Origin of the sequence: Streptomyces sp. NPDC012825 (genome assembly GCF_042900925.1) — a bacterium.
Classification (GTDB): Bacteria; Actinomycetota; Actinomycetes; order Streptomycetales; family Streptomycetaceae; genus Streptomyces.
Genome location: NZ_JBIBBZ010000004.1, coordinates 408111 through 432202 on the forward strand (window position 1 = coordinate 408111; position 24092 = coordinate 432202).

At 74.8% G+C, this 24092-nt stretch carries 15 protein-coding genes and 1 pseudogene; 2 read left to right on the forward strand and 14 right to left on the reverse strand.

Annotated features, from left to right (window positions below; genetic code table 11):
• Window positions 1-153: 153 nt before the first annotated feature.
• Together ACFY7E_RS13405 and ACFY7E_RS13410 are read right to left on the reverse strand one after the other, a co-directional pair.
• Complete coding sequence (locus tag ACFY7E_RS13405; protein ID WP_389484111.1) at window positions 154-900, reverse strand: SDR family oxidoreductase; 747 nt, start codon at window positions 898-900, stop codon at window positions 154-156.
• A 167-nt stretch (window positions 901-1067) separates the two neighbouring features.
• On the reverse strand, window positions 1068-1484 hold the full coding sequence (locus ACFY7E_RS13410; protein WP_389484114.1) for a CBS domain-containing protein: 417 nt from the start codon (window positions 1482-1484) through the stop codon (window positions 1068-1070).
• Window positions 1485-1681: 197 nt separating this feature from the next.
• On the opposite strand from ACFY7E_RS13410, the gene ACFY7E_RS13415 reads away from it, so the two are divergent.
• Complete coding sequence (locus ACFY7E_RS13415; RefSeq protein ID WP_389484117.1) at window positions 1682-2791, forward strand: hypothetical protein; 1110 nt, start codon at window positions 1682-1684, stop codon at window positions 2789-2791.
• Window positions 2792-3105: 314 nt separating this feature from the next.
• Here ACFY7E_RS13415 and ACFY7E_RS13420 read toward each other — a convergent pair whose 3' ends face one another.
• From ACFY7E_RS13420 to ACFY7E_RS13475, 12 genes and pseudogenes are all read right to left on the reverse strand, one after another.
• Window positions 3106-5046, reverse strand: coding sequence for a TOMM precursor leader peptide-binding protein (locus tag ACFY7E_RS13420; RefSeq protein WP_389484119.1), 1941 nt, complete (start codon window positions 5044-5046; stop codon window positions 3106-3108).
• A complete protein-coding gene (locus tag ACFY7E_RS13425; RefSeq protein WP_389484121.1) occupies window positions 5043-5798 on the reverse strand; it encodes an ABC transporter permease in 756 nt (251 codons plus the stop codon). The genes ACFY7E_RS13420 and ACFY7E_RS13425 overlap by 4 nt, the downstream gene beginning before the upstream one ends.
• Window positions 5795-6757, reverse strand: coding sequence for an ATP-binding cassette domain-containing protein (locus tag ACFY7E_RS13430; protein ID WP_389484124.1), 963 nt, complete (start codon window positions 6755-6757; stop codon window positions 5795-5797). The genes ACFY7E_RS13425 and ACFY7E_RS13430 overlap by 4 nt, the downstream gene beginning before the upstream one ends.
• A gap of 66 nt (window positions 6758-6823) precedes the next feature.
• Entirely contained in the window at window positions 6824-7984 is a 1161-nt protein-coding gene (locus ACFY7E_RS13435) for a metalloprotease (protein ID WP_389484127.1), read from the reverse strand.
• Complete coding sequence (locus ACFY7E_RS13440) at window positions 7981-9114, reverse strand: lantibiotic dehydratase C-terminal domain-containing protein (protein ID WP_389484130.1); 1134 nt, start codon at window positions 9112-9114, stop codon at window positions 7981-7983. The genes ACFY7E_RS13435 and ACFY7E_RS13440 overlap by 4 nt, the downstream gene beginning before the upstream one ends.
• The gene (locus tag ACFY7E_RS13445; protein WP_389484132.1) at window positions 9102-11939 is read right to left on the reverse strand and encodes a lantibiotic dehydratase; all 2838 of its coding nucleotides are present in this window, start codon (window positions 11937-11939) and stop codon (window positions 9102-9104) included. Before ACFY7E_RS13445 ends, ACFY7E_RS13440 begins: the two co-directional genes overlap by 13 nt.
• Window positions 11940-11958: 19 nt before the next feature.
• Window positions 11959-13593: a nitroreductase family protein gene (locus ACFY7E_RS13450; RefSeq protein ID WP_389484134.1), complete on the reverse strand. Its 1635-nt coding sequence runs from the start codon at window positions 13591-13593 to the stop codon at window positions 11959-11961.
• Between the two features lie 75 nt (window positions 13594-13668).
• Window positions 13669-15621 (reverse strand): TOMM precursor leader peptide-binding protein, encoded by a 1953-nt coding sequence (locus ACFY7E_RS13455; RefSeq protein WP_389484136.1) that lies wholly within the window; start codon window positions 15619-15621, stop codon window positions 13669-13671.
• Window positions 15611-17923, reverse strand: a complete 2313-nt coding sequence (locus ACFY7E_RS13460; protein WP_389484138.1) for a TOMM precursor leader peptide-binding protein — start codon at window positions 17921-17923, stop codon at window positions 15611-15613. The genes ACFY7E_RS13455 and ACFY7E_RS13460 overlap by 11 nt, the downstream gene beginning before the upstream one ends.
• Before the next feature lie 134 nt (window positions 17924-18057).
• Window positions 18058-20010, reverse strand: a complete 1953-nt coding sequence (locus ACFY7E_RS13465; protein WP_389484141.1) for a BTAD domain-containing putative transcriptional regulator — start codon at window positions 20008-20010, stop codon at window positions 18058-18060.
• 465 nt (window positions 20011-20475) lie between these two features.
• Complete coding sequence (locus ACFY7E_RS13470; RefSeq protein ID WP_389484242.1) at window positions 20476-20646, reverse strand: thiazolylpeptide-type bacteriocin; 171 nt, start codon at window positions 20644-20646, stop codon at window positions 20476-20478.
• 228 nt (window positions 20647-20874) lie between these two features.
• Window positions 20875-21594: pseudogene (locus tag ACFY7E_RS13475) on the reverse strand (NUDIX domain-containing protein); the annotation flags it as partial.
• A gap of 132 nt (window positions 21595-21726) precedes the next feature.
• Between ACFY7E_RS13475 and ACFY7E_RS13480 the strand changes: the two are divergent.
• Window positions 21727-24000 carry a catalase gene (locus tag ACFY7E_RS13480; protein WP_389484143.1) on the forward strand — a complete coding sequence of 758 codons (2274 nt, stop codon included), beginning with the start codon at window positions 21727-21729 and terminating at the stop codon, window positions 23998-24000.
• The last annotated feature ends 92 nt before the right edge of the window (window positions 24001-24092 follow it).

Below are 24092 nucleotides of genomic sequence, written 5' to 3' on the forward strand. Positions count from 1 at the left end.
CATCCGGACATCCGGACCGTCGGACAGCCGGACCGTCGGCGGCCGGACGCCCGGGCGGCCGGACAGCCGAACGGGCCGCCGGTCGTCCGGCGGCCCGTTCCCTCGGAGTCGTACGACCGGAGCCCGGTGGATCGGGGCCGGTCGGCGTGCGCGTCAGGCGCGCGGGGGCAGGCGCTTCGCGAGGAACTCCTCGAACGTCACCCTGCCGACGGCCCGCTCCGGCGTCAGGTGCCCACCCGCCCGGAACCCCCGGTAGGCCTTTCCGGTCAGGGGGACGTTCAGCAGACGGCGGTGCTGGCCGATCGCGCGCAGGTAGATGCGGGCCAGCTCCGTGAACGGGAGCACCTCGGGGCCGCCCATGTCCGGCACCCGGCCCGCGGGCTCCCCCGTGGCGAGTTCGGCGAGGCGCGCGGCGACCTCCGCCACCTCGATCGGCTGGTCCGCGACACCGGCGGGCAGCGGCATGACCGGCAGCCGGGCCGCGTTGCGCAGGACCTCCACCACCAGGTCGTGGAACTGCGTGGCCCGCAGCACGGTCCACCCGAGCCCGGACCCCTCGATCATCTTCTCGACGGCGAGCTTGGTCCGGTAGTAGCCGAGCGGCACGCGGTCGACGCCGACGATCGAGACGAAGACCAGGTGCCGCACGCCGACCCGGCGCGAGGCATCGATCAGGTGGCGCGCCGCCCGGTCGTCACCCCCGCGCGGCGTGCTCGCGCAGTGCACCACCGTGTCCACGCCCTCGACGGCCGCGTCCAGTCCCGTGCCCTCGCGCAGGTCCACCGCGTACGGCTGCGCGTGGCGGCTCAGCACCCGCACCTCGGCGCCGTCCGCGCGCAGCCGCTCGGCGACGAGCCGCCCGAGCGTTCCCGTACCCCCGGTCACCAGGATCGTGGTCATCGTGCGTCTTCCCTCCGCGGCAAGGTGCGCGCTCCACGGCGGAACGCCCGTCGAAGGAGGCTACGGCGAGAAGTGCCCCCGGCGCCGCGGCGGCGCTCCGGCAGGGAGCGGCCCGGCGGCCCCGTTCCGGGGGGTCGCCGGGCCACTCGGGCCGGAAGGCCGTCCGGTCAGTCGGCGGAGACCGCCTCGACCAGGTCGCCGACCTTGCGGTCGGGCAGGGCGCGGGCCACGTCGGCCTGGGCGATGATGCCGACGAGGACGTGACTGTCGATGACGGGCACGCGCCGGATCCGGTGTTCGCCCATGACGTCGAGGACCTCGTCGGCCTCGGCGTCCGCCCGGACGTAGACGACCTCGTCCTGGGCGAGATCGCTCACCCGGCACTCCGCCGGGTCGATGCCCTCGGCCACCACCTTCAGGACGATGTCGCGGTCCGTCAGCATGCCCTTGAGCTTCTCGTCGGCGCCGCAGATCGGCAGGGCGCCGACTCCGAGTTCGGCCATCTTCCGCGCGGCGTCGCGCACGGTCTCGCTCGCCTTCACGCAGGTCGCGTCCGGCGTCATCATCTCGCGTGCTGTCGTCATGGCCATCGCCTGCATCCGTTCCGTGGGCGTACGTGCAGAAATGAACTACGGACACGAACGCGCCTGCCCGACGACCCGGGAGGAAAACACGGGGCCGGGGGCGGGGCGCCGGTCCTTCCGCGCGCCGTCTCCACCCCCGCCGCATCTTTGGCCTCGATCGTTGCGGAGAGTGACCGGATGGGGAGATGATCCCGGCCGTGACGATCTTTCTCGCCGTCGTGGTCGGCGTGCTCCTCTGCGTGCTCCACTCCCGTGTCATCGTTCCCGACCGGGCCGATCGCTGGGTCCACAAGCACTTCGTGGCGTCCGACTACGGTCTGGCTCCCCGCGAACAGCTCGACTCGCGCCGCCCCGGCCCGCCCCCGCCGGCGCACCGGATCCAGGAGAGGCAGGCCGTCGCCGACGCGGCGTGGAAGGGGAACTGGCGGGCCGCCGAGGCCTACGTCCGGGCGGCGGGCGACGACTGGGACGAGCGCTGGGCCCGGACCGAACTCCTCCAGGAGGTCGCCCGCGAGGACGACGCCTGGCTGGACGCGTGGCGCGCGGCCGAGCCCGGGAACTGCGACGCGGCGACCCTCCGTGCCCGGATCATGGTCCAGGAGGCCTGGCGGATCCGGGGCAGCGGCTTCGCCCACGAGGTTTCGCCGGACCGGATGAACCGCTTCCGCGCCCTGCTCCCGGCCGCGATCGAGGAAGCGGAGCGGGCCGCGCTGCTCGACCCCGCGAACCCGGGCCCCTGGGTCGTCATGGTCACCGCCGCCCGGGGCGCCCAGTACGGCCGTGCTCGGTTCCGGCCGCTCTGGGACGGCCTCGTCGCCCGGGCGCCCCACCACTACGAGGGGCACTGGCAGGCCCTCCAGTACTGGTGCGCCAAGTGGTTCGGCAGCGACCGGCTGATGATGCGCTTCGTCGGTAAGGCGGTCCGCAAGGCCCCGAAGGGCAGCCCGCTCACCGGCATGTACCTGCACGCCCTGGAGGAGCTGGCCGGTCGTCCGGCCGCCGCGGCCTCCTTCACGCCCCTGGTGAGGGGGCGCCTGAAGCGGATCGCGGCCTCGTTCGCCGAGGTCGCCCCCGACGACGAGCGCCTGCCCGTCCTGCGCCACCTCCTCGCGTACCACATGCTCCGGTCGAGGATGTACGGACCCGCCCTGGAGCAGTTCCGCCTCATCGGCCCGTGGTGCGGCGCCGAACCCTGGCGCAAGGACGGAGCCCCGATGAGGACCTTCGAGACCGCCCGGGGCACGGCGGTGAAGCTGTCCCGCACCCCCGCCACCCCGACGGTCGGGTCCCGCGGGACGGGCCGCTAGAGCCTGTCGGGCATCCGCCCCGCTGAGAGGCTGCCGACCGGATCGAGCTGCCGGACGACGGCACCGTCGAGAAGCGGAACACGCTCCGCACGCCGCTCCTCGCCGGCGCGAACACCCGCTTCTGCACGACGCACGTCGCGATGGCGTCGGACACCGACGAGCCGAAGCGACCGACAGCCGTCAGGAGCAGCTCGACACGTGGGCCAAGGGCGGCCGGACGGCCGTGAGCGCGGGTGGTCGGCACCGCCACCGTGAAGCAACGGGCGCCCCGGCCCCCGGCGGACGCCGCGCCGGGGGCCGGAGCGGCGGCCGGGTCAGGGGAAGGGGTGCGGGGCCCGCAGGAGTTCCGCCTCCGTGAGGTCGCGGGAACGGTGGCCGCCCCGACGGAGCGCCGTACGCAGCCGCGGCATCAGCAGGGCCCGTTGCCGGTTCCAGCCGAAGTCGATCGGCAGCAGCCCCGGCACCACCGTGGCGACCGTCCGCAGTCCCGCCCGCTCCTGCTCGGGCGTGGTCTGGTCGACGACGACCACGTCGTGACCGGCCTCGACCAGCTCGTCCACGACCACGGACACGTCGTCCCGCAGGTCCCCGGTACGGGGCCGGCCGCCGCTCTCCCACTCCCCGTACACCTCGCCGAACGGGCGGGCCTCCGAGTGCTCCAGGTACGCGCGCGCGTACGCCGCCATCCGGGGCAGCCCGTACAGCTGCGGATGGTCCTTGAGGTGGCGTACGAGGGAGAAGTCGTCCGCCATCGCTTCCAGTTCGGCCCGGCGTTCGGCCGTCTGGCGCGCCAGGTGCGGGATGTAGCTCAGCACCTCCGACAGGGCGCCCTCGACGGCCGCCCTCGGATCCAGCGAGGCCGCCGCCGCGAAGGACAGCGTGCCGGGACCGCCGTCCCGGCGCACGCCGACCACCGTGACGGCGGGGATCGCGAGATCGATCCGGTTGTCGAAGGCGTGCACGTCGTAGCCCTGGAGCGCGGCCCGCTCCACCATGGCGGCGGCCGTGGGGCCGCCGACCGTCGCCAGGTCGATCCGGGGCAGCCGGGCCGCCCCGTACCAGCCGTTCAGGAAGGAGTCCCGCTCCACCAGTTCGAGCAGGCCGCCCAGGACCGCCTCCTCCAGGCAGCCGCCGATGGCACAGCCGTTGGAGCACTCGAAGACGAAGTCGTCGTCGGCCGTCGGGACGCTGTAGTGGACCAGCCGCGACGGCACCAGGACGGGACGTCCGTCCCGCAGCGACCGGCCCCGCTCCCAGGGGATGGGCCGGGACGGGTCGAAGGGCCTGACCATGGGGTCGTCCCGGTACGTCTCCGGGGCGTACAGACCGCACGCCGCCGGGTCGACCGCCTCGTCCCCCAGAGCGTCGTACGGGGCGACGACCGGTGCCCGTCCGGTGCGCCGGCGTGTGCCCGCGTACCGCTCCAGCCCCTCCAGGAACGCCAGCCGCCGACTGGTGGCGAAGGAGTTCTCCTGTCCGCTCCAGGTCACGTCGTGAAGCCCCGCGTACCCCCGGACGAACGCGCTCCCGGCCACCGGGGCGGTCGTGGACGAGGTGACGTCCGTCCAGGTCCCGGCCCCGAGCGCGCCGCAGACCGGGTTGGCCAGGGCGTCGACCGGGAGCGGGTACGAGAAGGCCGACCGCAGCCGGTAGCCGTCCGGGTCCGGTTTGGGGCGCGGGACGAGGGCGAGCGGCGGGGCGCCGCCGTCCTCCGCCGGGTCCCGCCCTTCCGGCCCGCAGTCCGGGCAGAGCGGGTCCGGGAGCAGCGGGTACGTCCTGACGAGCAGGGTCGCCAGGTCCACCCGGGTCACCTGCGGCAGCGCGCGGTCCGCCGGGTGCGCGGCGGGCGGCGCCGGACGCGGCCCGCGCAGCAGCGCCTCGCACAGCGCGGCCACCGTGTCGTGGACGTGCCCGGTGAGCGGCGGCCAGGCGGCGGCGGGCCGGGGCCCGTCCGGGCCGCCGGTCTCCAGCGCGTCCCGCTCACTCCGGCTGCGCAGCCGCTGCCACCGCAGGGCCAGGCAGTGGCCGCAGGCGGTCGCACTCCCGTCACCGCCCCAGGGCCCGAGCAGGACCGCCGACGCACTCAGGTGGACCAGGGCCGACGGCCGGTCGGCGGCCCACGGGTCCGGGGCCCGGCCGCCCCCGGCCCCGACGGGCACGACCCGGGGCGCGCCGGCGCCGAACCGGCCGTCCAGGACGGCTTGGAGGGCGTCACGGGCCTCCGCCAGCGGCTGCGGGAGCACGGCGTCGGTCATGAGCTCTTCGTCCAGCGGAAGAAGCGCGCCGCGACCGCCCCGAAGAGCACGCCGAACACCACGAGCCCCGCACACCCCACCCCGATGTCGGAGAGGCCGCCGCGGCCCGTCAGGGCGGCCGACACCGCGTCGTTGAGGTAGCGCAGCGGCAGGACCCGGGAGACGTGCTGCAGCCACTCCGGCATGGAGTCCAGCGGGAAGAAGGAGCCGGAGAGGAACGCCATGGGCAGGATCAGGAAGTTGGCGATGCCGGCGACCGACTCCGGGGTGTCGGCGATGCTGCCGATGATCACCCCGAGCAGCAGGAAGGTCGTGATGCCCAGGACCAGGACCGGGACGAGCAGCGGCCACCGCGAGGCGGGCACGAGTCCGAACCCCGGGAGCATCGCCACCCCCACGAACAGCACCGACTGCACGAGCCCCACGCCGAGCGCGAGGACGTACCGGGACCCGATGACGGAGGACAGCGGCGCGGGCGACATCCGGATCATCCGCAGGATGTCGTCCGCGCGCCACTGCATCAGCGTGAACGCGATGCCGAACACGGCGGCGTTCGCGACGCCCCAGGACAGCACCCCGGAGGCGGTGTACGACAGGTACGAGAAGCCGCTCTCCTCGACGGCCTTCCCCCGGAACACGAGCCCGAAGACGACGAGGAAGAGGAGCGGGAAGGCGAACGTGAAGAAGACCGTCGTCCTGTCCCTGACCTGCGCGCGGTAGCCCGCCGCGGTCAGCGCGGAGTAGGCGCTCATGCCTGCTGCTCCTGGGTGTTCGGGGCGAGGGGGTCCCGCCGGGCGGTGAGTTCGAGGTAGACGTCCTCGAGGCTGGGCGTACGGGTCTGCACGCCGTCGAGGCCCGTCGCGGCGTCGAGGGCGGAGAGCACCCTGCCGGTGGAGCGGGTCTCCAGGACGAGGTGCCCGCCCTGCACGGCGACGCCGTCCACGCCGGGCAGGGACCGGGCCCGCTCCTCGTCGATCCGTCCGAGCGGGACGAGCAGCCGGCTGCTCGCGCCGAAGGTGCCGATCAGGTGCTGCGGCGCGTCGGTGACGACGAGCCGGCCGGCCACCAGGATGCCGACGCGGTCGCAGAGCGCCTCCGCCTCGTCCAGGTGGTGCGTGGTGTACACGATGGTCCGGCCCGCCGCCTTGAGGCCCCGCAGCACCTCCCACAGGTCGCGCCGGCCCTCCGGGTCGAGCGCGGCCGTCGGCTCGTCCAGGAAGATCAGCTCGGGGTCGTGGACCAGCGCCGAGGCGATGGCGAGCCGCTGCCGCTGCCCGCCGGAGAGGTCGTCCACCCGGACGCCGTGCCGCCCGCCGAGCCCCACGGACTCCAGGGTGGCGTCGACGGCCGCGCGGTCCGCCCCGAACAGCGCGGCGACGGTCCGCAGGTGCTCGTGGACGGTCTGCCGCACGAAGAACGCCGAGGACTGGGTCTGCACGCCCATGCGCGGCAGCAGCGCGGTGTTGCGCGGCCAGGGCGACTCGCCGAACACCGAGACCGTGCCGGAGTCGGTCCTGCGCAGCCCTTCCATGATCTCCACCAGGGTGGACTTGCCCGCCCCGTTGGGTCCGAGCAGCCCGAAGAACTCACCGCGCCGGATGCTCAGGGACACCCCGTCGACGGCCCTCCGGCCGTCGTAGCTCTTGGTCACCTCGGTGACCTCGACGGCCGGGGGAGCCCCGGCGGGGCCGGTGGTGGGGGAGGAGCTCATCCGAATACCTCATTCGTGGATCGCGTGGTCTCCCGCAGACGCGGGCGTGCGGTGGACGAGGGCGGGTCATCGCGTCAGCAGCAGGACGACGACCGCGCAGGTGCCGCCGGCGGCGAGCAGCACCAGGGCGGCCGACGCGACCGCGTAGGACGCGTAGAGGCGGCGAGCACGCGGCGGATAGGCGGTGACCGCCTCCCGCCCGTGCCGGCGAAGCGCCAGATAGGTACGGGTCTCCGGGGCGAGGTGCGTGGTGCCCAGGAGGTGGCTCAGGATCCGGTACCCGTCGAGCGGCGGCAGCGGGACCAGATTGCCCAGCGCCTGCACGATCCCCGCGAAGAGCATCCCGGTGAGCGGCGGCCGCGCCGGGTCCGCCGCGTCCAGGAGCGCCCACCAGAGCCCGACGGGCAGCAGGAGGAGCAGGTTGACGTGGGCGCCGGCCGCCGCGACCACCAGTTTCGCCCGACGCCCGGGCAGGAAGGGGTAGTTGTCGACCGTGCAGTACATCATCATCGCCGGGAACCGCCAGCGCAGCCCGATCTCGGTGACCACCCCGCCGTAGTGCCGGGCCGCGACGCCGTGCGCCAGCTCGTGCAGGCAGACGCTGAACCAGAGGAGGACGGCGAACGGGACCAGGACCGGGGGACGGGCGAGGAGGGCCGCGAGCCCGTCGAGCAGGGCCGCCGGACGCGCGAGGACGGCGACGGCCATCACCGCGTACGCGACCACGAGGGGGAGTTGGACCCAGGGGTTCAGCAGCGGCGACAGCAGCCGGTGGAGCCGCCCGGCGGTCGCGTGCGCGTCCGCGACCGTCCGCCGGCTGCCCTTCCAGAAGGTGCCGGTGCGGGCGGGCGGCGGCTCGGGCGGTGCCGGGTCCGGCGCCCCGGCGAGCAGTCCCCGGGCCCCGAGCAGCCCGAGCAGCCTGGTCCACTGCGCCTCGGGGAGGCGGAGCCGGAAACGTCCGGCGTACGCGGCCACGACGTCGTCCACGTCCCGCGTGCCGTCCAGCAGACCCATGACGAAACGCTCCTTGGGCCCCACCTCGAACGCGGCGCCGCTCACCGGGTGCTTGACGAGGTGGACGGTCCGGGGGCCGCGCAGCACCGGCGGACCGATCAGCACGCCCGGCCGCATCACGGGCCGGTAGGCGCGAGCGGCGGCGACGGACCGGCTCCCGGCGGAACGGCCTTCGGTGGAAGGATCGTCGTTCGTCCGGTCGACGGCGCTCAAGAGACGTCCCGCTTCCCGTGGCCGGGCTCCCGCAGGACCCTGCCCAGGACGAACGACAGGTACGCCTCGTCCCGGATCGTCACGTGCAGCCGGTTGTTCGTCATGTGCATGTACGGCGAGAGGAGCCGGGGCAGCACCGCGGGCACGTGCGTGACGGGTACGAGGGGAGCCGCGTCCGGATCCTCGGCTCGCTCCTGACCGGTGTCCTCGCGGGCCGGCCCCTCCCAGGAGGGGAAGGCGAGGTCGCCCCGCTCGGTGAGGCCCACCACCCGCTCCCGCAGCTCCAGGCAGTGCTCGGCCCAGCGGCGCAGGAACACCGGCAGCCCCGACGGTCCGCCGCCCACCACGGCCTCCCGGATCCGCGCGAACCGGGCCCCGAGGGAGGGAGCCATCCGCTCGTACGTGCGCTCGTACTCGGTGGATCCGATGAACCCCGTCCCCGGGAACAGCCGGTGCCAGAAGGCGTAGTAGGAGTCGAGGTAGTCCGCGAGCCGTTCCTCCTCAGGGAGGAAGCAGCTCGCCATCACCATCATGAGCTGGGCGGACGTCCCGAGCAGCACCGTCCGCAGGTGCAGGTTCATGCTCCGGTACGCCTCCAGGACCAGGTCGCTGGAGTGCCGGAAGTGCCACTCGGCGAGCTCCACCCCGGCGGGACCGCCGTACTTGGCGTACTCGGGGGCGTACACCTCGTACGAGAAGGAGTTGTTCGGCCGCAGGCTCATCCGTCCGTCCGGGCCCATGTACCGGGCGCGGTCCTCGCCCGGGAACTCGATGTCGAAGAGCGAGTTGTAGAAGTCCTTGAGGAAGCCCGAGTCGACCTCGTAGAGGGCTGGGCGGGACTTCAGGAAGCCCCGGATCGCCTCCTCGGCGCGCCGGCGCACCTCGGCCTCGGCGCCGGGAGCGCTCGGGCGGAGCCGCAGCCGCACGTGCGGCCCCTCCAGCCAGTAGGTGATGAAGAAGTGCCCGGCCAGCAGGCCGTCCTCGGTGAGCCCGTCGACCAGCGGGCGGACGCAGTCGACCAGGAGGGGGCGGGGGTTGGCGGCGTAGAAGACGTGCAACGCCAGCCAGGGGGAGGCGCCGGCCCCCTCCGGGGCGGGGCGGAAGGCCGCGGGCTCGGTCAGTTCGGGCATGACGGGGCGACCTCCGGGCCGGACGACGGGACGGGGCGGGACTGCGGAACGGGACGGTGTGCGGCGGCCCGGCGGGTGGTGAAGGTCTCCACCGCGAGTTCGGCCACGTGCCGGCCGCGCTCCGAGGTGACGTGGAGCCCGTCCTCGGCGGGCAGCATCTCCTGGAACGCCACCCGGACACCGGGCTTCCGCTCCACCAGCGCGTCGAACGCGGCCAGGGACAGCGGGCTGTCGAAGTCGACGTGGGCAGGCTTGGCCCCGACCGGCCCCCGGTCCGCCCGGGAGACCGTGGCGAAGCAGCGGTCGGGCAGGCCGTGGGCCCGCCGCCACCGCTGCCAGTCCAGGTAGTGCTCCTCCTCGCCCGTCCCCGGGCGGCGGACCGGCAGGACCTCCGCGGGCGCGGTCCAGCTCCGCCGCCCGACCACCACGTCCCCGTGCCGGATCCGGGGCCTGCGGGCGACCCCGTCCACGGCCGCGCCCTCCGGCACCCCCGCCCACACGTCGAGGGGGGCCATGGTGCTGGGGGAGAGCAGGAGCAGGGTGCGGGGGATGTCGGGGAGCGCGATCGGCACGAGGTAGCCGAGGTAGACCGGCACGACCTCACGGCCGAGGCGCCGGGAGCGGAGCACCAGCCGCCCGGCCGTCTCGTCGTGCTCGACGTACAGGTCGTCGAGGTGGATCCGGAACTCCTCGGGCACGGTGCTGGTCTCGCCCGGACAGACGATCTGGTGGTAGGTCAGCCGTCCGTGCAGGTTCAGGTTGCTGCTGACCGGTCCTCCGGTGACCTCCGCGAAAACCGCCCCCTCAGGCCGCCGCGCCGCCGTCTCCGCGCGCAGGGCCTCGGAGAGACCGGAGCCCGCCGCCCCGGCACCGTCGTACAGGTGGGTGAACCGGCTGAAGGGGAAGGCGAGGCCGCCGTACGACTTGTTGAGCACGACGAGCGGCCGTCCCCCGGGGGGCCTGGAGAGCTGGAGGTGGTGGCTCTGCGGGACGAAGCGCCCGGAGAGCGGCGAGAGTTCGCCGGCCGTCTCCGCGAGCAGGGCGCCCGGCAGCTCGACCTCCTCCGTCTCCGGGCCCACCTCCCGCTCCCACAGGACGCGCATGCCGTCGTGGAAGCGGCGGCGGGCCCGGTCGAGGGTCCGCATCTCCTCCTGCCCGAGCCAGTTCTCCTCCGGCCGGTACGTCCCGCCCTCGTCGAAGGGGACCCGCCGGGAGGTGAAGGAGACGTACTGGTCGAAGAAGTCCTCGTGGAAGTCGTGGACCAGGCCGAGCAGGTCGTCGCAGCGGCCGCCGCGCCCGTACCGGGCGACGAAGAAGCCGAGCAGGGTGATCCGCTGGGGGAGCGTCAGGTCGAACAGCGGCAGCACCCCCTCGACGGCCCGCAGCGCCCGGCCCGTCTCCCCGCCCAGAACGCCGGGCCCGCAGACCAGACCGTCGCCCGCACTGACGTCCTCGTACACCAGCGTCTGCGGCAGGGACGGCTCGGCGGCCCCCGACTCGGCCTGGATCTCCTGGAGCCGGTTCCGCAGCGTGCCCAGCAGGGCGCGCCGCTCGCCGGTGTCCGCCCCCGGGTAGCGGGCGAGGCAGTCGGCCGGGCCGTCCAGGAGGTCCGCGAGCCGGTCGGCCCACGGCACGCCGAGGGAGCGCAGGGCGTCCTGGTAGGAGCGCAGCGGATCCCCGCCGTGCACGTCCGTGCGGAGCGCCGGCACCTGCACCATGCCGACGTCGAGGAGGGCCGACGCGTACCGTTCGCACGCCTCGCGGCCGGCTCCGTGCTCGCCGTCCAGCCAGTCCACCAGATCGCGGTGGCGCACCTTCCCGTCCCGGCCGCCGAGCCACTCCAGGAGCCGGTCCAGGGTGCCGCCGCCGCGCAGGAAGAACAGCCGGTCGCGGACCGCGTCGAAGGTGACGGCGGCCCCGTCGTCGCCCGCCGTCGTCACGTGGCGCACGTACCGGATGCGGTCGGCGTCCCGCTCCCAGCCCTGCGAGAGGACCACCGGCAGGTCCCGGCGGCGCTCCGGGTCGCCGGTGATCAGCTCGGTCAGCCGGGTCAGCACGACGACGTTGAGCCGTACGCGGCTCACCCACTTCCCGCCGACGCGCAGATCGGCGCCGTCGTCCGCCGGAGCGGCCGCGAAGGAGGCGAGCGCGACGCCGGTGAAGGTGCTGAAGGGGCTGGTCTTGCAGGCCGTGCGGTAGAGGTAGGTGAGCGCGGAACGCTCGATCTTGCGCATCCGGCTGCCCGGCTGCGGACTCGTGTCGCGCAGATAGGCGTCGAGGCGCGCGTCGAGAGCGGGCGAGGCGAGCAGCAGACCGTGGCGCAACCGGTCCTCGGCGAGCGCACGGCGCAAAGCGCCCCGGCTCCGGCGGAGTTCGCCGTCGAGCAGCTCCGCTCCTTCGGCCGTCAGCTCCGCGAGCCGCACCCGGTCCCGCAGCCACCGCGCGGTCCGCTCGCCGGCCTCCCGGTCGAGTCCCGCCACCAGGCGCACGGCGGCGTCCGGGTCGGCCGGAAGCCGGTTGTTGAAGATCCGCCGCCGCAGGTCGAGGAGCGCGCGGCGCACTCCGGCGTCCCCGTCACCGTCCGCGGGCGCGGCGGTCGATCCGACCAGGGCGTGCAGGAGGTCGCTGAGCAGTGCCCCCTCGGCGGCGAGGCGCTCCTCCTCGTCCAGCACGGCGTCGGCCCAGCGGCGCGTGCCCGGGCAGCGCAGCCCGTGGACCGTCTCGACCGGGAGGCCGGCCACGCGGAGCACGAAGCGCCTGCCGGGCTCCCAGTCGGCCGCCGCTCCGTCACGGACGTCCGTGACGCCGGACTCTGTCAGTGTCATGGGGAATCCTCCGGGGCCCTCAGGCGATCTCGTGGCGGAAGTCGGCGGGCCCGGGCCGTTCGTGACCGAGGGCCATGATGAGCAGCGGGGCCTCGTCGCCGTCCGTGAGCCCGAGCCGCTCGGCGTACGAGACGTTGTCGAAGCCCAGCGCCACGCCCGCGCCCAGACCCAGGGCCGAGGCCGCCAGGTAGAAGCTCTGGGCGACGGCCCCGGCGGTGGCGACGGCGAGCCGGTAGCCCCGGTCGCCGACGGCGTCCAGGACGGCGGTGGTCCGCACGGTGGGCACCAGGACCGCCCCGGCCTGCTCCAGGTTGTAATTGGCCAGGAAGTAGTTCTCCTGGAGGAACGGGCCCTGCGGCCCCGTGACGACCGCGCGCAGGTCGCCCCGGTCGGGGTCGTACGCGTACGCGCCCGGCCCGATCCCCGCCACGTGGTTGACGAAGACGTGGAGCCGGGCGAGCCGGTGCTCCCCGGACGGATCGGTGTCACCGGCCAGCCGGGTCCCGGCGCAGGCCGCCAGGACCGACGACAGGTGCCCGGCGGACACCTCCCGGCGCGCGTCGAACCGCCCGAAGCTGGAACGGCGCTCCCGCAGGGCCCGGCGCACTCCGGTGTCCGGGAGGTCCGGTCCGGGCAGGGGGACGCGCATCCCCGCGCCGGCCGGGTCGGCCGGGTCGGCGAGGGCGGCCGCGGCGGCCAGCGCGCCCGGGGCGGGCCGGGCGGCGGCGCCCTCCAGGGTCGCCCGGTGCATCGCGCGCACCTGGGGGAAGACGAGGAGGGTACGGGAGCGCTCGGCGTCCCGGTGCCGGACGGCGGGCCGGTGGCGCGGATCCGTGTGCGGGGCCTCGGCGTCCCCCGCCCGGGGGGCGTCCCAGCGCAGGGGCACGACCGCGAACACGGCCTCCTCCTCGCCCGGCACCCCGAGCAGCCCGTTCAGGGCGGGCTCGTCGAACCACAGCGCGGGCGCGAGCCGCAGCCCCCGGGCGGCGGCCCAGATCCGCCAGGTCTGCACGAGGGTGCCGAGGTCGGTGCAGACCACGTGGAAGCAGAAGCTGTTGTACTTGAAGGAGTTCTGCCAGTACTTGACGCCGAGGATCAGGTACTGGTCGGTGTCGAGGGCCCCGTCGGGCGCGTCCGGGCCGAGCGCCTCGCGGACCCGGCCCGTGACGTCGCCGGTCAGCAGCCGTTGCAGGGCGTGCCGGTGGACGTCGTAGTAGTGGAGGCCCGGGGTGAGCGGGCCGGAGGGGCCGGACGCCCAGTGGACGCCCACCGGGTAGAGCCCGCCGCCGCCCGCCGTGCCGCGCGACCAGTTGGCGTGGTGGTAGTAGGGCAGCCCGGCCAGGTCGGTGTTGGCCTGGACCCCGAGACGGCGGCCGATCAGCCCGTACGAGTCCTTCAGCATCGCCGACAGCAGCGGGAGGCCGAACCCGGGGTGGCCGCCGGGCGCGGGCTCCTCGCCGGTGCCGGGCAGCAGACCGGGCGCGATCGGCACGTCCGGCAGGTCCTCGGTCTCCGGCAGCGCGAACGCGTCGGCGCGCGGGTAGTACTTGCCCCGGCGTGGGCCGTCGGCCCAGTCCACGACGTGGTCGGTGGGCTCCATCGGAACCCGGCCGCGGTGCAGCACGGCGTGCGCGTACTCATGGGCGTATCCCACGGGATCCCCCTTTCTCCCGGTCTCCCGGGGCGTCGGGCGCACTCGCCCGGTCGGATGGCCTTGCCCGGCGGGGCGTCACGGGAAGGGGTGGGGGCCGGGGTTGAGGTCGGCCACGGTCAGGTCGTCCGGCCGCAGCCCCGCCTCGCGCAGCGCGGTCCGCGTGCGAGGCATGTGCCGGGCGCGCTGCCGCGTCCAGCCGAAGTCGAGCGGCAGCAGACCGGGCACGAGCACCTTCACGGTGTGCAGCCCCAGGGCCCGCTGCTCGGGAGCGGTCTGATCGACGACGACCACGTCGAACCCGGCGGACGTCACGGCCTCCACCGCCACGAGCAGGTCGTCCCGCACGTCCGTCCCGAGGGCGTCGAACCCGGGCGGACGCAGGTCGGACACGGACACGGGCCCGGGCGGCGCGGCTCCGCGGAGCAGGAAGTCGGCGTGGCGGCCCATCTCCGGCACCGCGTACACCAGCGGGTGGTCGTGCAGGCTGGTGATCCGTCCGAAGTCCTCGGCCATGGCCCGGTACCCGGCCTCGTTCCGTTCGAACCGCTGGAGGAGCTGCACCGAGTCGGTGGCGATCTCGCACAGCGCCGCGGCGAGCGCCGCCTCCGGGTCGAGGGACGCTCCCGCCCCGAAGCACATCCGGGCCGGACCCCCGTCGAACCGCTCGGCCACGCCGGTGACCACGGGCACCGGGAAGGTGATCCGGGTGTCGAAGAACCTGGCCCGGTACCCGTACAGGGCCATCCGCTCCACCATGACCCGGGTGCGCGGGTCGCTACTGGTCGCCGGGTCGATCTCGGGGAGCGGCTGCCTGCCGTGCCAGGCCAGCAGGAAGGCGTCCCGCTCCAGGACCTCCATCAGGCCGCCGAGCACGGCCTCCTCCAGACTCCCCCCGGAGGAGCAGCCGTTGGAGCTCTCCTGGACGAACCGGTGCTCGATCCCCGGCTTGTGGTAGTACGCGAGCACCTCGGGCACGGCGCGGGGCATCCCGTCCCGCAGCGACCAGCCCCACACCCACGGGACGGAACGGTCCGGGGCGAAGGGCGGCACCCACGGGTTGGCCCGGTGGAACTCCTCCGCGTACAGGCCGGTCTCCCGGGGGTCGACGGCGGTCGGCCCCAGCTCGTCCAGGGACGCGGTCGGGGTGACGGCGCGGCCCCGGGCCCGCATCCCCGCGAAGCGCTCCAGACCTTCCAGCACCCCGATCAGGGTGCTGGCGCGGTACGTGTCGGCGTGACCGCCCCAGAACGTCTCCCGCAGGTACTCCCCGGAGCGGCTGGAGAAGCAGCCGACGGTGGCGGAGGTGGTCGGCGAGGTGACGTCGCACACCACCGACGAACCCACCGCCCCCCAGTGCGGGTTGGCGAACGCGTCCACCGGCAGGCCGTACGCCTCCACCGGCCGCACCCGTCCGGCGCCCGGCCGGTACGGGGGCGCGGACCGCAGCACGAGGGCGGCCGACTCCGCCGTCACCGGCTCCGGGACGCCGCAGCCGGGACAGTCCGGATCCGGCACCAGCGGATGGTGCCGTACGGTCAGCCGCTCCAGATCCACGAGCCACACGTCGGGGAAAGGACCCCGGCCGTCCGGGGGAGCGGCGGTGAGTCCGGCGACCAGCGCGGCGACGGCCCGTGCGGCGAACGGCGTCCGGTGGGGCCAGGAGCCCGCCTCCCGGGTGCCGCCGCGCAGTTCGAGGCCTTCCCGCAGTCCCACCGACCGCACGCTCTGCCAGCGGCGCTCCAGGCAGACGCCGCAGCCGGGCCGGTCCGCCACGGGCCCGGGACCGACCAGGACGTGCCCGCCGTACAGGTGGACGGGGAGCGTGGAGCGCGGGGCGGCGTCCTCCCGCCGCACCCGGAAGGCGTCCCGTACGCCCAGCGCCGAGACCATGACGTCCGGGACCGGGCGGTCGGGCGCCGACGGCAGCTCCGTCAGGGCGCGGCGGAGGTCCTCGGCGAAGAGGCGGCACGCCTCGCTCCGGGGCTCCCCGGCTCCGTCGGCCCGGGCCCCGACGAGGTCAGCGGTCATCGCCGGCCGCCCTGGTGAGCAGGACCCGGACGGTGCGGATGCCGGCGGCGGGCAGATCGGCGGCGTGCGTGGGCACGACGAGGGCGTCCCGGCCGGCGGCGGCGAGGCGTTCCAGGACGTCCCCCCAGGTCACGGCGGAGAACGTGGGCGCGGGGCCGTCGGCCGTCACCGGGACCAGGGCCGCATCGAGGTCCGCGAGGAACGGGTCGCCGGTGTCGGGCGTGCCCTCGGCGCCGAGCGCCCCCTCCGCGGCGAGCTGGGCCGTGCCGAGCAGGTCGCGCAGGGCGTCGGTGGTCGCGTCGGCCCGGTCCAGGGCGGCACCGACGGCCCAGCGGCCCGGTTCGCCCGGCCCCGGGCGTTCCTCCTTCCCGTCCGGTCCCGTCGGCCGGGTCCTGGCGAGGACGACGGACACCCCCGTGCGCTCCCCCTCCCCGAGGTCGAGGAGTTCGACGTCCAGGCCCAGGTGTCCGGCGGAACGCAGCAGGAAGCGGGTCTCGGGGACCTCGTCGAACACGGCCGGGGGGATCGTCGCCGTACGCCCCGCTCCCCGTACGGACCGCCGCAGCGCGTCGTGGGCGAGCGCGGACAGCAGACCGGCCGCCGCGGCCTCCGGCAGACCGGTCCCCGCGCCCGCTCCGGCACGGGACGGCTCGAAGCGGCGGTCCTGGTTGTCGGGCCCGAAGGGGCGGACGGCGCCGGCCGGCACCAGGGCCGGCTCCTTGGTCAGGAGCGACGTGGCCGGGGCCCAGGAGGCCACCGGGTCGCCGCCGGCACCGGTGACCGTGGTCAGCTTCTCCGGATCCACCCGGTGCGGAGCCTTCCCGTGGCCCGCGGGGGAGCCGGTTCCCGGGCCGGACGGGGCGAGGACGGCGGGGACGACGTGTTCGGCGTACACCACGGCGGCGGCGTCGAGGGCGCGCAGCCGGGCGCCCGCCGTGTGCTGGACGTCGAAGGCGACGACGGTCCGAGTCCCGGCCGCGCCGAGGCCGACCTCCACGGCGCCGACCTTCAGCGGGGTCTGGACGACCGGTTCGTCCGCGTACCGGCGGAAGACCCCGACGGAGGGCCGGACCGCGAGCGAGCGCCGGCCGAGGTCCGCGAGCGGCCCCTCGGTCGCCCCGTCCTCGGGAGCGGTGGCGACCACCGGCCGGAAGGCGGGCCGCCCCGCGGCCTCCGCGAGGTCGACGGGTCCGGCCGGGACGGCCGGCGTCCGGCAGAACGGACAGCGCGGATGGGGCAGCAGCCGCTCCGCCAGTACGTCGAAGGAGGCCGTGTCCTGGAGCAGCACCTGCCCCCGCGTCTCGGACGGCAGCGCCTCCGTGACCAGCCGGAACACCTCGTACCCGAGCAGGTTCCCGAGCATCGCGGCGAGTGGTCCGCGCGGCGTGGTTCCGTGACGCTCCCGGCCCTCGCGTCCGTTCAGGGCGAGACCGCTCCACAGGTCGGCCGCCACCGCCGCGTCCCCCGTGGCGCCGAGCCGCAGGGCCGCGCAGGCCACACAGCCCTCGGAGTCCGGCGTGCCGAGCGGTCCGACCACCACCCGCCCGCCGAACGTCCAGGCGGGGAGCAGGAGGCGCCCCTCCGGAACGCCCCTCTCGAGGAGGGCCACCGAGGTCCCGAACGCGTCGCGCCCGGCGGCGGCCACCACCACGTCGTACCCCGCGTACGCCTCCCAGCCGCCGGCCCCGCCGGAACCGGCGTCCGGCAGCACGGTCACCTCCACGGGGCTGCCTCCGGCGGTGAGCTCCTCCGCCTCCGCCCGGAGCGCGCCGAACTCCGCCGCCGTGGCGGGCCCCTCGGCCAGGGCGGCCTCGACGCCGACGGAGGCGCAGCCGTTGCGGATCAGGGAGAGCGCGCACCAGCGGGCGGCCTGGCCGTCTCCGAGCACGGCGACCCGGGTGTTCCGGAAGGCGGCGAACCGGCCCTCGGCGCCGTCGGCGTAGTGGTCGACGTACGCGATCTGCTGCGCGAAACGGGCGGCGACCGCCGGTTCCACGGACGCGTCCCCCTCGGCCGGATCCGGTACGGACCGGGCGAAGCCACGGGCGTACAGCGCCTTCACCAGGCCGCCCACCATCGCCTTCTGCGGTTCCCCGAAGCCCTCGCAGATCTCGGCCACCGTCCGGCTGCCGTCCAGATGGGGGACGAGGAGGGTGGCGAAGCGGTAGGCGGACGGGGAACTGAGCCGGAAGCCGCCGTCGGCGTTGTGGAAGATCACGCCCTGGGGCGTCTCGGTGAACAGCACGTCGCGGCGCACCCTGGGCCGGGTGCCGGCGGTCTCCTCGTACGGCGTCGTGGGCATGCGGGGAACGCACCTCCGGGTCGGGGCCTCGTGGGCCGCGAGGAACTGAAAGGCGGGACTGCGGGGTCGCGGAGCACGGGCCGGTCGGCCGTTCCCCGTGGCAGGGGCGGAGCGGGAACGGGGGGCGCCGGGCGTCAGGTGGCCCCGGACGGCAACGCGTGCCGGACCGTGGCGACGAGGGACCGGGGGACGACGTCGGCGCGGGCGGAGCGGTGCAGCGCGTGGGCGCGGAAGAGCGGGTTCATGCGGAGGGCTCCGGGCTGGTCCTCCTCGACGAGCCCGGTGTCGAGGAGCCGTTCGAGCACCTCCTCGGCGTCCGCCTCGGAGAGGGAGAGGACATCGGCCGCGTCCGGCGCGGTGATCCTTCCCTCGAGGCGCGCGAGTCGCAGGTGCGCGTCGGCGAGCGCGGCGGGCAGGCGGCGCAGGGCCGCGTCGAGGGCGAGCGGCACGGACATCCGGGGATCGTCGGGGAGCGCGAGTCGGGCGGGCAGGTCCCGCAGCAGCCACGCGGTGTGGTCGGCCAGACGTGTCCTCGGCCGGGTGAGCAGCCGGGCCGCGACGATCCGCAGGGCCAGCGGTACGCGTCCGCAGGCCTCCGTGAGGGCGTGCACGGACCCGGTCTCGGCCGCCACCCGCTCCCGTCCCAGGACGGCGGTCAGGAGCGCGCGGGACTCCTGCGGCGACAGGGCGCCGAGCTGGAACACCGCGGGTCCGTGGGTGGCGACCAGGGCGGCCAGACCCATGCGGCTGGTGACGACGACGGCGCCGCAGCCGGTCGAGTCGAGGAACCGCCGTACCTGGTCCGGGTGGACGACGTCGTCGAGGATGGCCAGGGAGGAGCCGGGCGGGGCGCCGGAGGGGAGGAGCGCGCGCAGCTCCGCGGCGGCCTCGTCGACGGGCCGGGGCGTGCCGTCGGGTCCGCTCGGCGACAGCAGTACGGCGCCCGCCGGGTACCGGTCGGCCACCAGGTGCGCGGCGTGCAGGGCCAGTGCGGTCTTGCCCATGCCCGGACCGCCCGAGACCACCGCGAGCACCGGGACGGAGCCGTTCCGCCCGCCCTCGCCGAGGTGGCTCACCAGGGCGGCGGTCTCGTGGGTGCGGCCGGTGAAACCGGGGACGTGGGGCAGGCGCGGCCCCGGACGGCCGCCCGCGGCGGAACGGGCTCCGGCCGGGGCCCCCGGCCCGTCGGGTGGGCGGTGAGGCGTGAGCGGCGCGGATCCGGGTGCCGGGGACGCGGGCGACGGGGGTGAGGAGAGCGCGGGCGACGGGAGCGGGGCGGGGGACGAGAACGGGGGCGGGGCGGACGACGGGGCCGACGCGGGCGCGAGTGCCGCGGTGTCCGAAACAGGCCCCCGGGGTTCGTCGCCGCGCAGAATGGCCAGTTCCAGTTCTTGCAGTTCCGTGCCCGGATCGACGCCCAGCTCGTCCCGGAGGTGGGCCCTGATCCGCCGGTACTCGGCCAGTGCCTCGTTCTGCCGTCCCACCCGGTAGAGCGCCCGCATCAGCTGGGCGGCGAGCCCCTCGTGCTGGGGGCGGGCCCGGGTGGCCTCCCACAGGTCCACCAGGACGTCGCGACATCGACCCCGGGCGAGCTGGATCTCGCAAACGCGTTCCAGGACCCGTAACCGCTCCTCGACCAGCCGGGGCACCTCGTCGCGGTGCAGGAGTTCGGAGGGGACGTTCGTGAGGAGGGGGCCCCGCCACAGGTCGAGGGCCCTGCGTAACAGGGGGAGTTCGGCCTCCCCGGCCCCCTTGGCCTCGGCGGTCAGCCGGCGGAAGTGCAGCAGGTCGAGGGTGTCGCCGTCGGCGGGGAGGAGGTAACCGCCGGCGACCGCGACCACCGCCCGGTCCTCTATGCCGTACTTGGCGAAGAGGCGGCGCAGTCGCAGGACACAGCTCTGCAGGGCCGCCTTCGCCGTCGCCGGCTGCTCCTCGCCCCAGACCGCCTGCCGGAGACGGGACGTCGGGACCACTTCGCCGGGGCGCACCAGGAGCGCCGCGAGGAGCGACGTCGGTTTGGCCGGTGGGAGGACCACCACGTCACGCCCGTCGGTGATGCTGAGCGGACCGAGCAACTGGAAGCGCACCGAGTTCCCTCCGTTGACGGTTGAACCCCTGCCGGACCGGGCCGCCACGGCGCTCCCGGAAGACGCGTCCCACGGCCGCGGACAGGAAGGAGCACCCGTGGAGCCCTCTTCACGCGCGGTTCGGCCGTGTGGCAGTGGTGAGTGTCTACCTGCGTAGATCGCACGGTCAAGGGGGTCCGCGAAATGCCGGAGAGGTACGCGGGGAGACTGGGGCTGAGCGTGCGACGACAGCGTCACTGGTGGAGGCGTTCTCGTCACCCGTCCGGTGAACTCGCCTTATCCGTAAGCGACTTGACGTCCGTGAGAAGTTTTCCGGGTGTTGCGGAGGTATTCACGCGCGTCCCGGAGGGGGCGGTGCGACGGCATGCGGAACGCCCGGCCGGCACCCCTCCACGAGGAGGGGCGCCGACCGGGCGCGGTCCGCACCGGCCGCGGGCCGGTGGGCGCTCCGAGCCCGACGACGGGTCAGGCGGAGCAGGAGGTGGTGCTGCAGGTGGAGCTGGAGGTCGAGGTGGAGCTGGTGCTGGTGCAACCGGCCAGCACGACCTCGCTGGCGTCCGAGTAGTCCGAGATCTCGAAGGTCTCGGCCTCGAGCTCGAGGATGTCGTCCGCGAGGGTGCTCAGGTCCTTGCTCATGGTGCCTCCCGGTGAGTCAGGGCGGATCGCCGGTCCGGTGACCTCGTGGGTACCGGTACGGAACCATTCCACCGCCCTCCGCTCACCGCGGGACACGTCTCCCGCTGGCACACCGCTGACGAATCGCTGGCGCGCCGCCGACCACGGCACGACCCCTCGGCACTGCCACCCCGTCCCCGCGCGCGGCCGTCCGGCCCCGACGCCCTCGCTCGCCGCGCGGTCGTGGGGGACGAGGTCGTCGGGAAGGTCCTCGGGGTCCCACCACCGCTGGGCCGCGCACCTGTCGGGCTCGCGCAGTTCCGGGACGCCCTCCCGGCGGTGGACGCGGAAGAACGGATGGACGCGTGGCGGAACCCCGGGCCGGTGCGGCGGGTGGACGACGTGCGCGAGGTCGAGGCCGGCCGGGCCGGTCACGAGCCCGGCCTCCTCGTACGCCTCGCGGACGAGACCCGCGGTCGCCGACTCCGCCTCGCGGTGCCCGGCGAGGAAGTGCCACGGGTTCCCCGCGTACGCCGGGTCGGGGTGCCGAAGATCCGGCAGCACCTTTCCGCCGTGTTCCAGCCGGAGACGGACCCCGACGACGTGCGGCACGCTCCCGGAGAGGAAGGCGTCACGTCGGAAGCTCGCGGAGTTCGGGGACGGGGAGGACGGGATGCGCACTGCGCGGGCGGGCGGACGGGTGCTCGTGCCGGACGCGCCGAACCCTACGGCCCGAAGGCCCTCCCTCACCGTGCACACGACCGGGAGAACGATGTCCCCGCCGGAGAACTTCGAGTACGGGCCGGGAAAAGCAGGTGTGGGGTGCGGACGAAGGGGCAGGCGGCGGGTGAGCGAGCGGCGCCCGTACGAAACCGTCACCCACGGCCCCTTCCCCGCAGGTGACGGCACCGGGGCCGCCGCCCGCACCCGACGGGTCCGCCCGTGTCCGGCGTACCGGAGGGGCCGCATCGAAGCGGCCCCTCCGGTACGCCGGCGCGGCCGGTGCTGTGCCGTTGGGCGGAGATCGGCGGCGCATCCGTTACGGCGCCCCGGTGACCGGTCATGGCTACGTAGTCCCCTGCCCCCGACCACGGAGAGACGATGTCCCACGAGAACCCCCTCAAGGCAGCCGTCGAGAAGCTGACCGAGCCCTTCCGGGAGACCGGCCCTGCCGAGGGCGTCCCCGGGGCACCCTCCCCGGAGCCCGTACCGGTCGAGGAACCCACCGAACCGCGCGGCCCGCTGCCGCCCAAGCCGGACCAGACCGGCCCGGAGACGGTCAGCCCCACCGGCCAGCCGACCGGCGCGGACCAGGCCCGGGTCGCGCAGAGCGGCTCGTACCTGACCACCGCGCAGGGCACCCGGCTGTACGACACCGACCACTCGCTCAAGGCGGGCCCCCGCGGGCCGGTCCTGCTCCAGGACCACCACCTGCGCGAGAAGATCATGCACTTCGACCACGAGCGGATCCCGGAGCGCGTGGTCCACGCCCGCGGCGCCGGCGCGCACGGCGTCTTCCAGTCGTACGGCACGGCGACGGGCGTGACGAAGGCGGCCTTCCTCGCCGCCGACGCCGAGACCCCGGTCTTCGTCCGGTTCTCGACCGTGCTCGGCTCGCGCGGCTCGGCCGACACGGTCCGCGACACCCGGGGCTTCGCGACGAAGTTCTACACCGAGGAGGGCGTCTTCGACCTCGTCGGGAACAACATCCCGGTCTTCTTCATCCAGGACGCCATCAAGTTCCCCGACGTCATCCACGCGGGCAAGCCCCACCCGGACCGGGAGATCCCGCAGGCCCAGAGCGCCCACGACACCTTCTGGGACTTCGTGTCGCTCCACACCGAGGCCCAGCACCACGCCATGTGGAACATGTCCGACCGGGGCATCCCCCGCTCCTACCGGACGATGGAGGGGTTCGGCGTCCACACCTTCCGCCTCGTCAACGCCGAGGGCGCCACGACGCTGGTGAAGTTCCACTGGAAGCCCAAGCTGGGCGTGCACTCGCTGGTCTGGGAGGAGGCGCAGATCGCGGGCGGCGTGGACCCCGACTTCCACCGCCGGGACCTCGCCGACGCCATCGAGGCGGGCGCGTACCCGCAGTGGGAGCTGGGCATCCAGACCTTCCCCGACACCCCCGACCAGACCTTCGAGGGCATCGACCTGCTCGACTCCACGAAGATCGTCCCCGAGGAGCTCGCCCCGGTCCAGCCGATCGGCCTGCTCACCCTCAACCGCAACCCGAGCAACTACTTCGCCGAGACCGAGCAGGTCGCCTTCCACGTCGGCCACCTGGTACCCGGCATCGACGTCACCGACGACCCGCTGCTCGCCGGACGCCTCTTCTCCTACCTGGACACCCAGATCACCCGTCTGGCCGGACCCAACTTCAACCAGATCCCGATCAACCGGCCGCACGCCCCCGTCAACGACATGCTCCGCGACGGCTTCCACCAGCAGGCCGTGCACACCGGCGTCGCGCCCTACAAGCCGAACTCGCTGGACGGCGGCTGCCCGTTCTTCGCGGGCGCCGACACCGGTGCCTTCGTCGAGGTCCCCGTCGAGGTCCCGGCCGGACGCAAGGTCCGCGAGGCGCCCGCCTCGTACGGCGACCACTTCAGCCAGGTGCGCCTCTTCTGGCTGAGCATGACCCCGGTCGAGCGCGAGCACATCATCGCGGCCTACACCTTCGAACTCGGCAAGTGCTGGGACAACGCCATCAAGGAGCGCCAGCTCCGGGCGCTGGCCAACATCGACTCCGAGCTGTGCGCCCAGGTCGCCACCGGCCTCGGCATGTCCGTCCCGACGGCCACCGAGCCGGCGCCGGACTCCCCGCCCAGCCCCGCGCTCTCGCAGATCGGCGGGGAGTGGCCCGCCGACGGACGGATCATCGGCATCGTCGCCGACGGTTCCGCCGACGCCGACGGCGTGCGCACCCTGCGCCAGGCGGTCCTGGACGCGGGCATGGTCCCGCTGGTCATCGCGCCCGCGGGCGGGACGATCGGCGGCGACGCCGACCCGATCACCGTCCAGCGGACCTTCGCCACCGCGCGCTCGATCGAGTTCGACGCCCTCGTCGTCGCCGGCACCCCTGTCCCGGGTGCCGACGCCCAGGGGGCCCGCGACGCCAAGGCGGGCGAACCGGGTCAGGGCGGGGCGGCCGTCGACCCGCGCCTGGCCCTGCTCCTCTCCGAGGCGTTCCGGCACGCCAAGGCCATCGGCGGCTGGGCGGGCGCGGAGAGCGTCCTGGAGGCGGCCTCGGTGCCCACCGGCGCCCCGGGCGTCGTCCTCGCGGACAGCGGCGAGGCGGTCCTGTCGGGCCTGACCCCGCTCCTGGCCAAGCACCGGGTTTGGGACCGGTTCCCGACCGCGCTCTGACGCTCCTCGTCCCACACCACGGGTGTGCCCGCCGTACGCACGTACGGCGGGCACACCTGTTTGCGGTTTCTCCACCCCGGGTGACAGGCCCT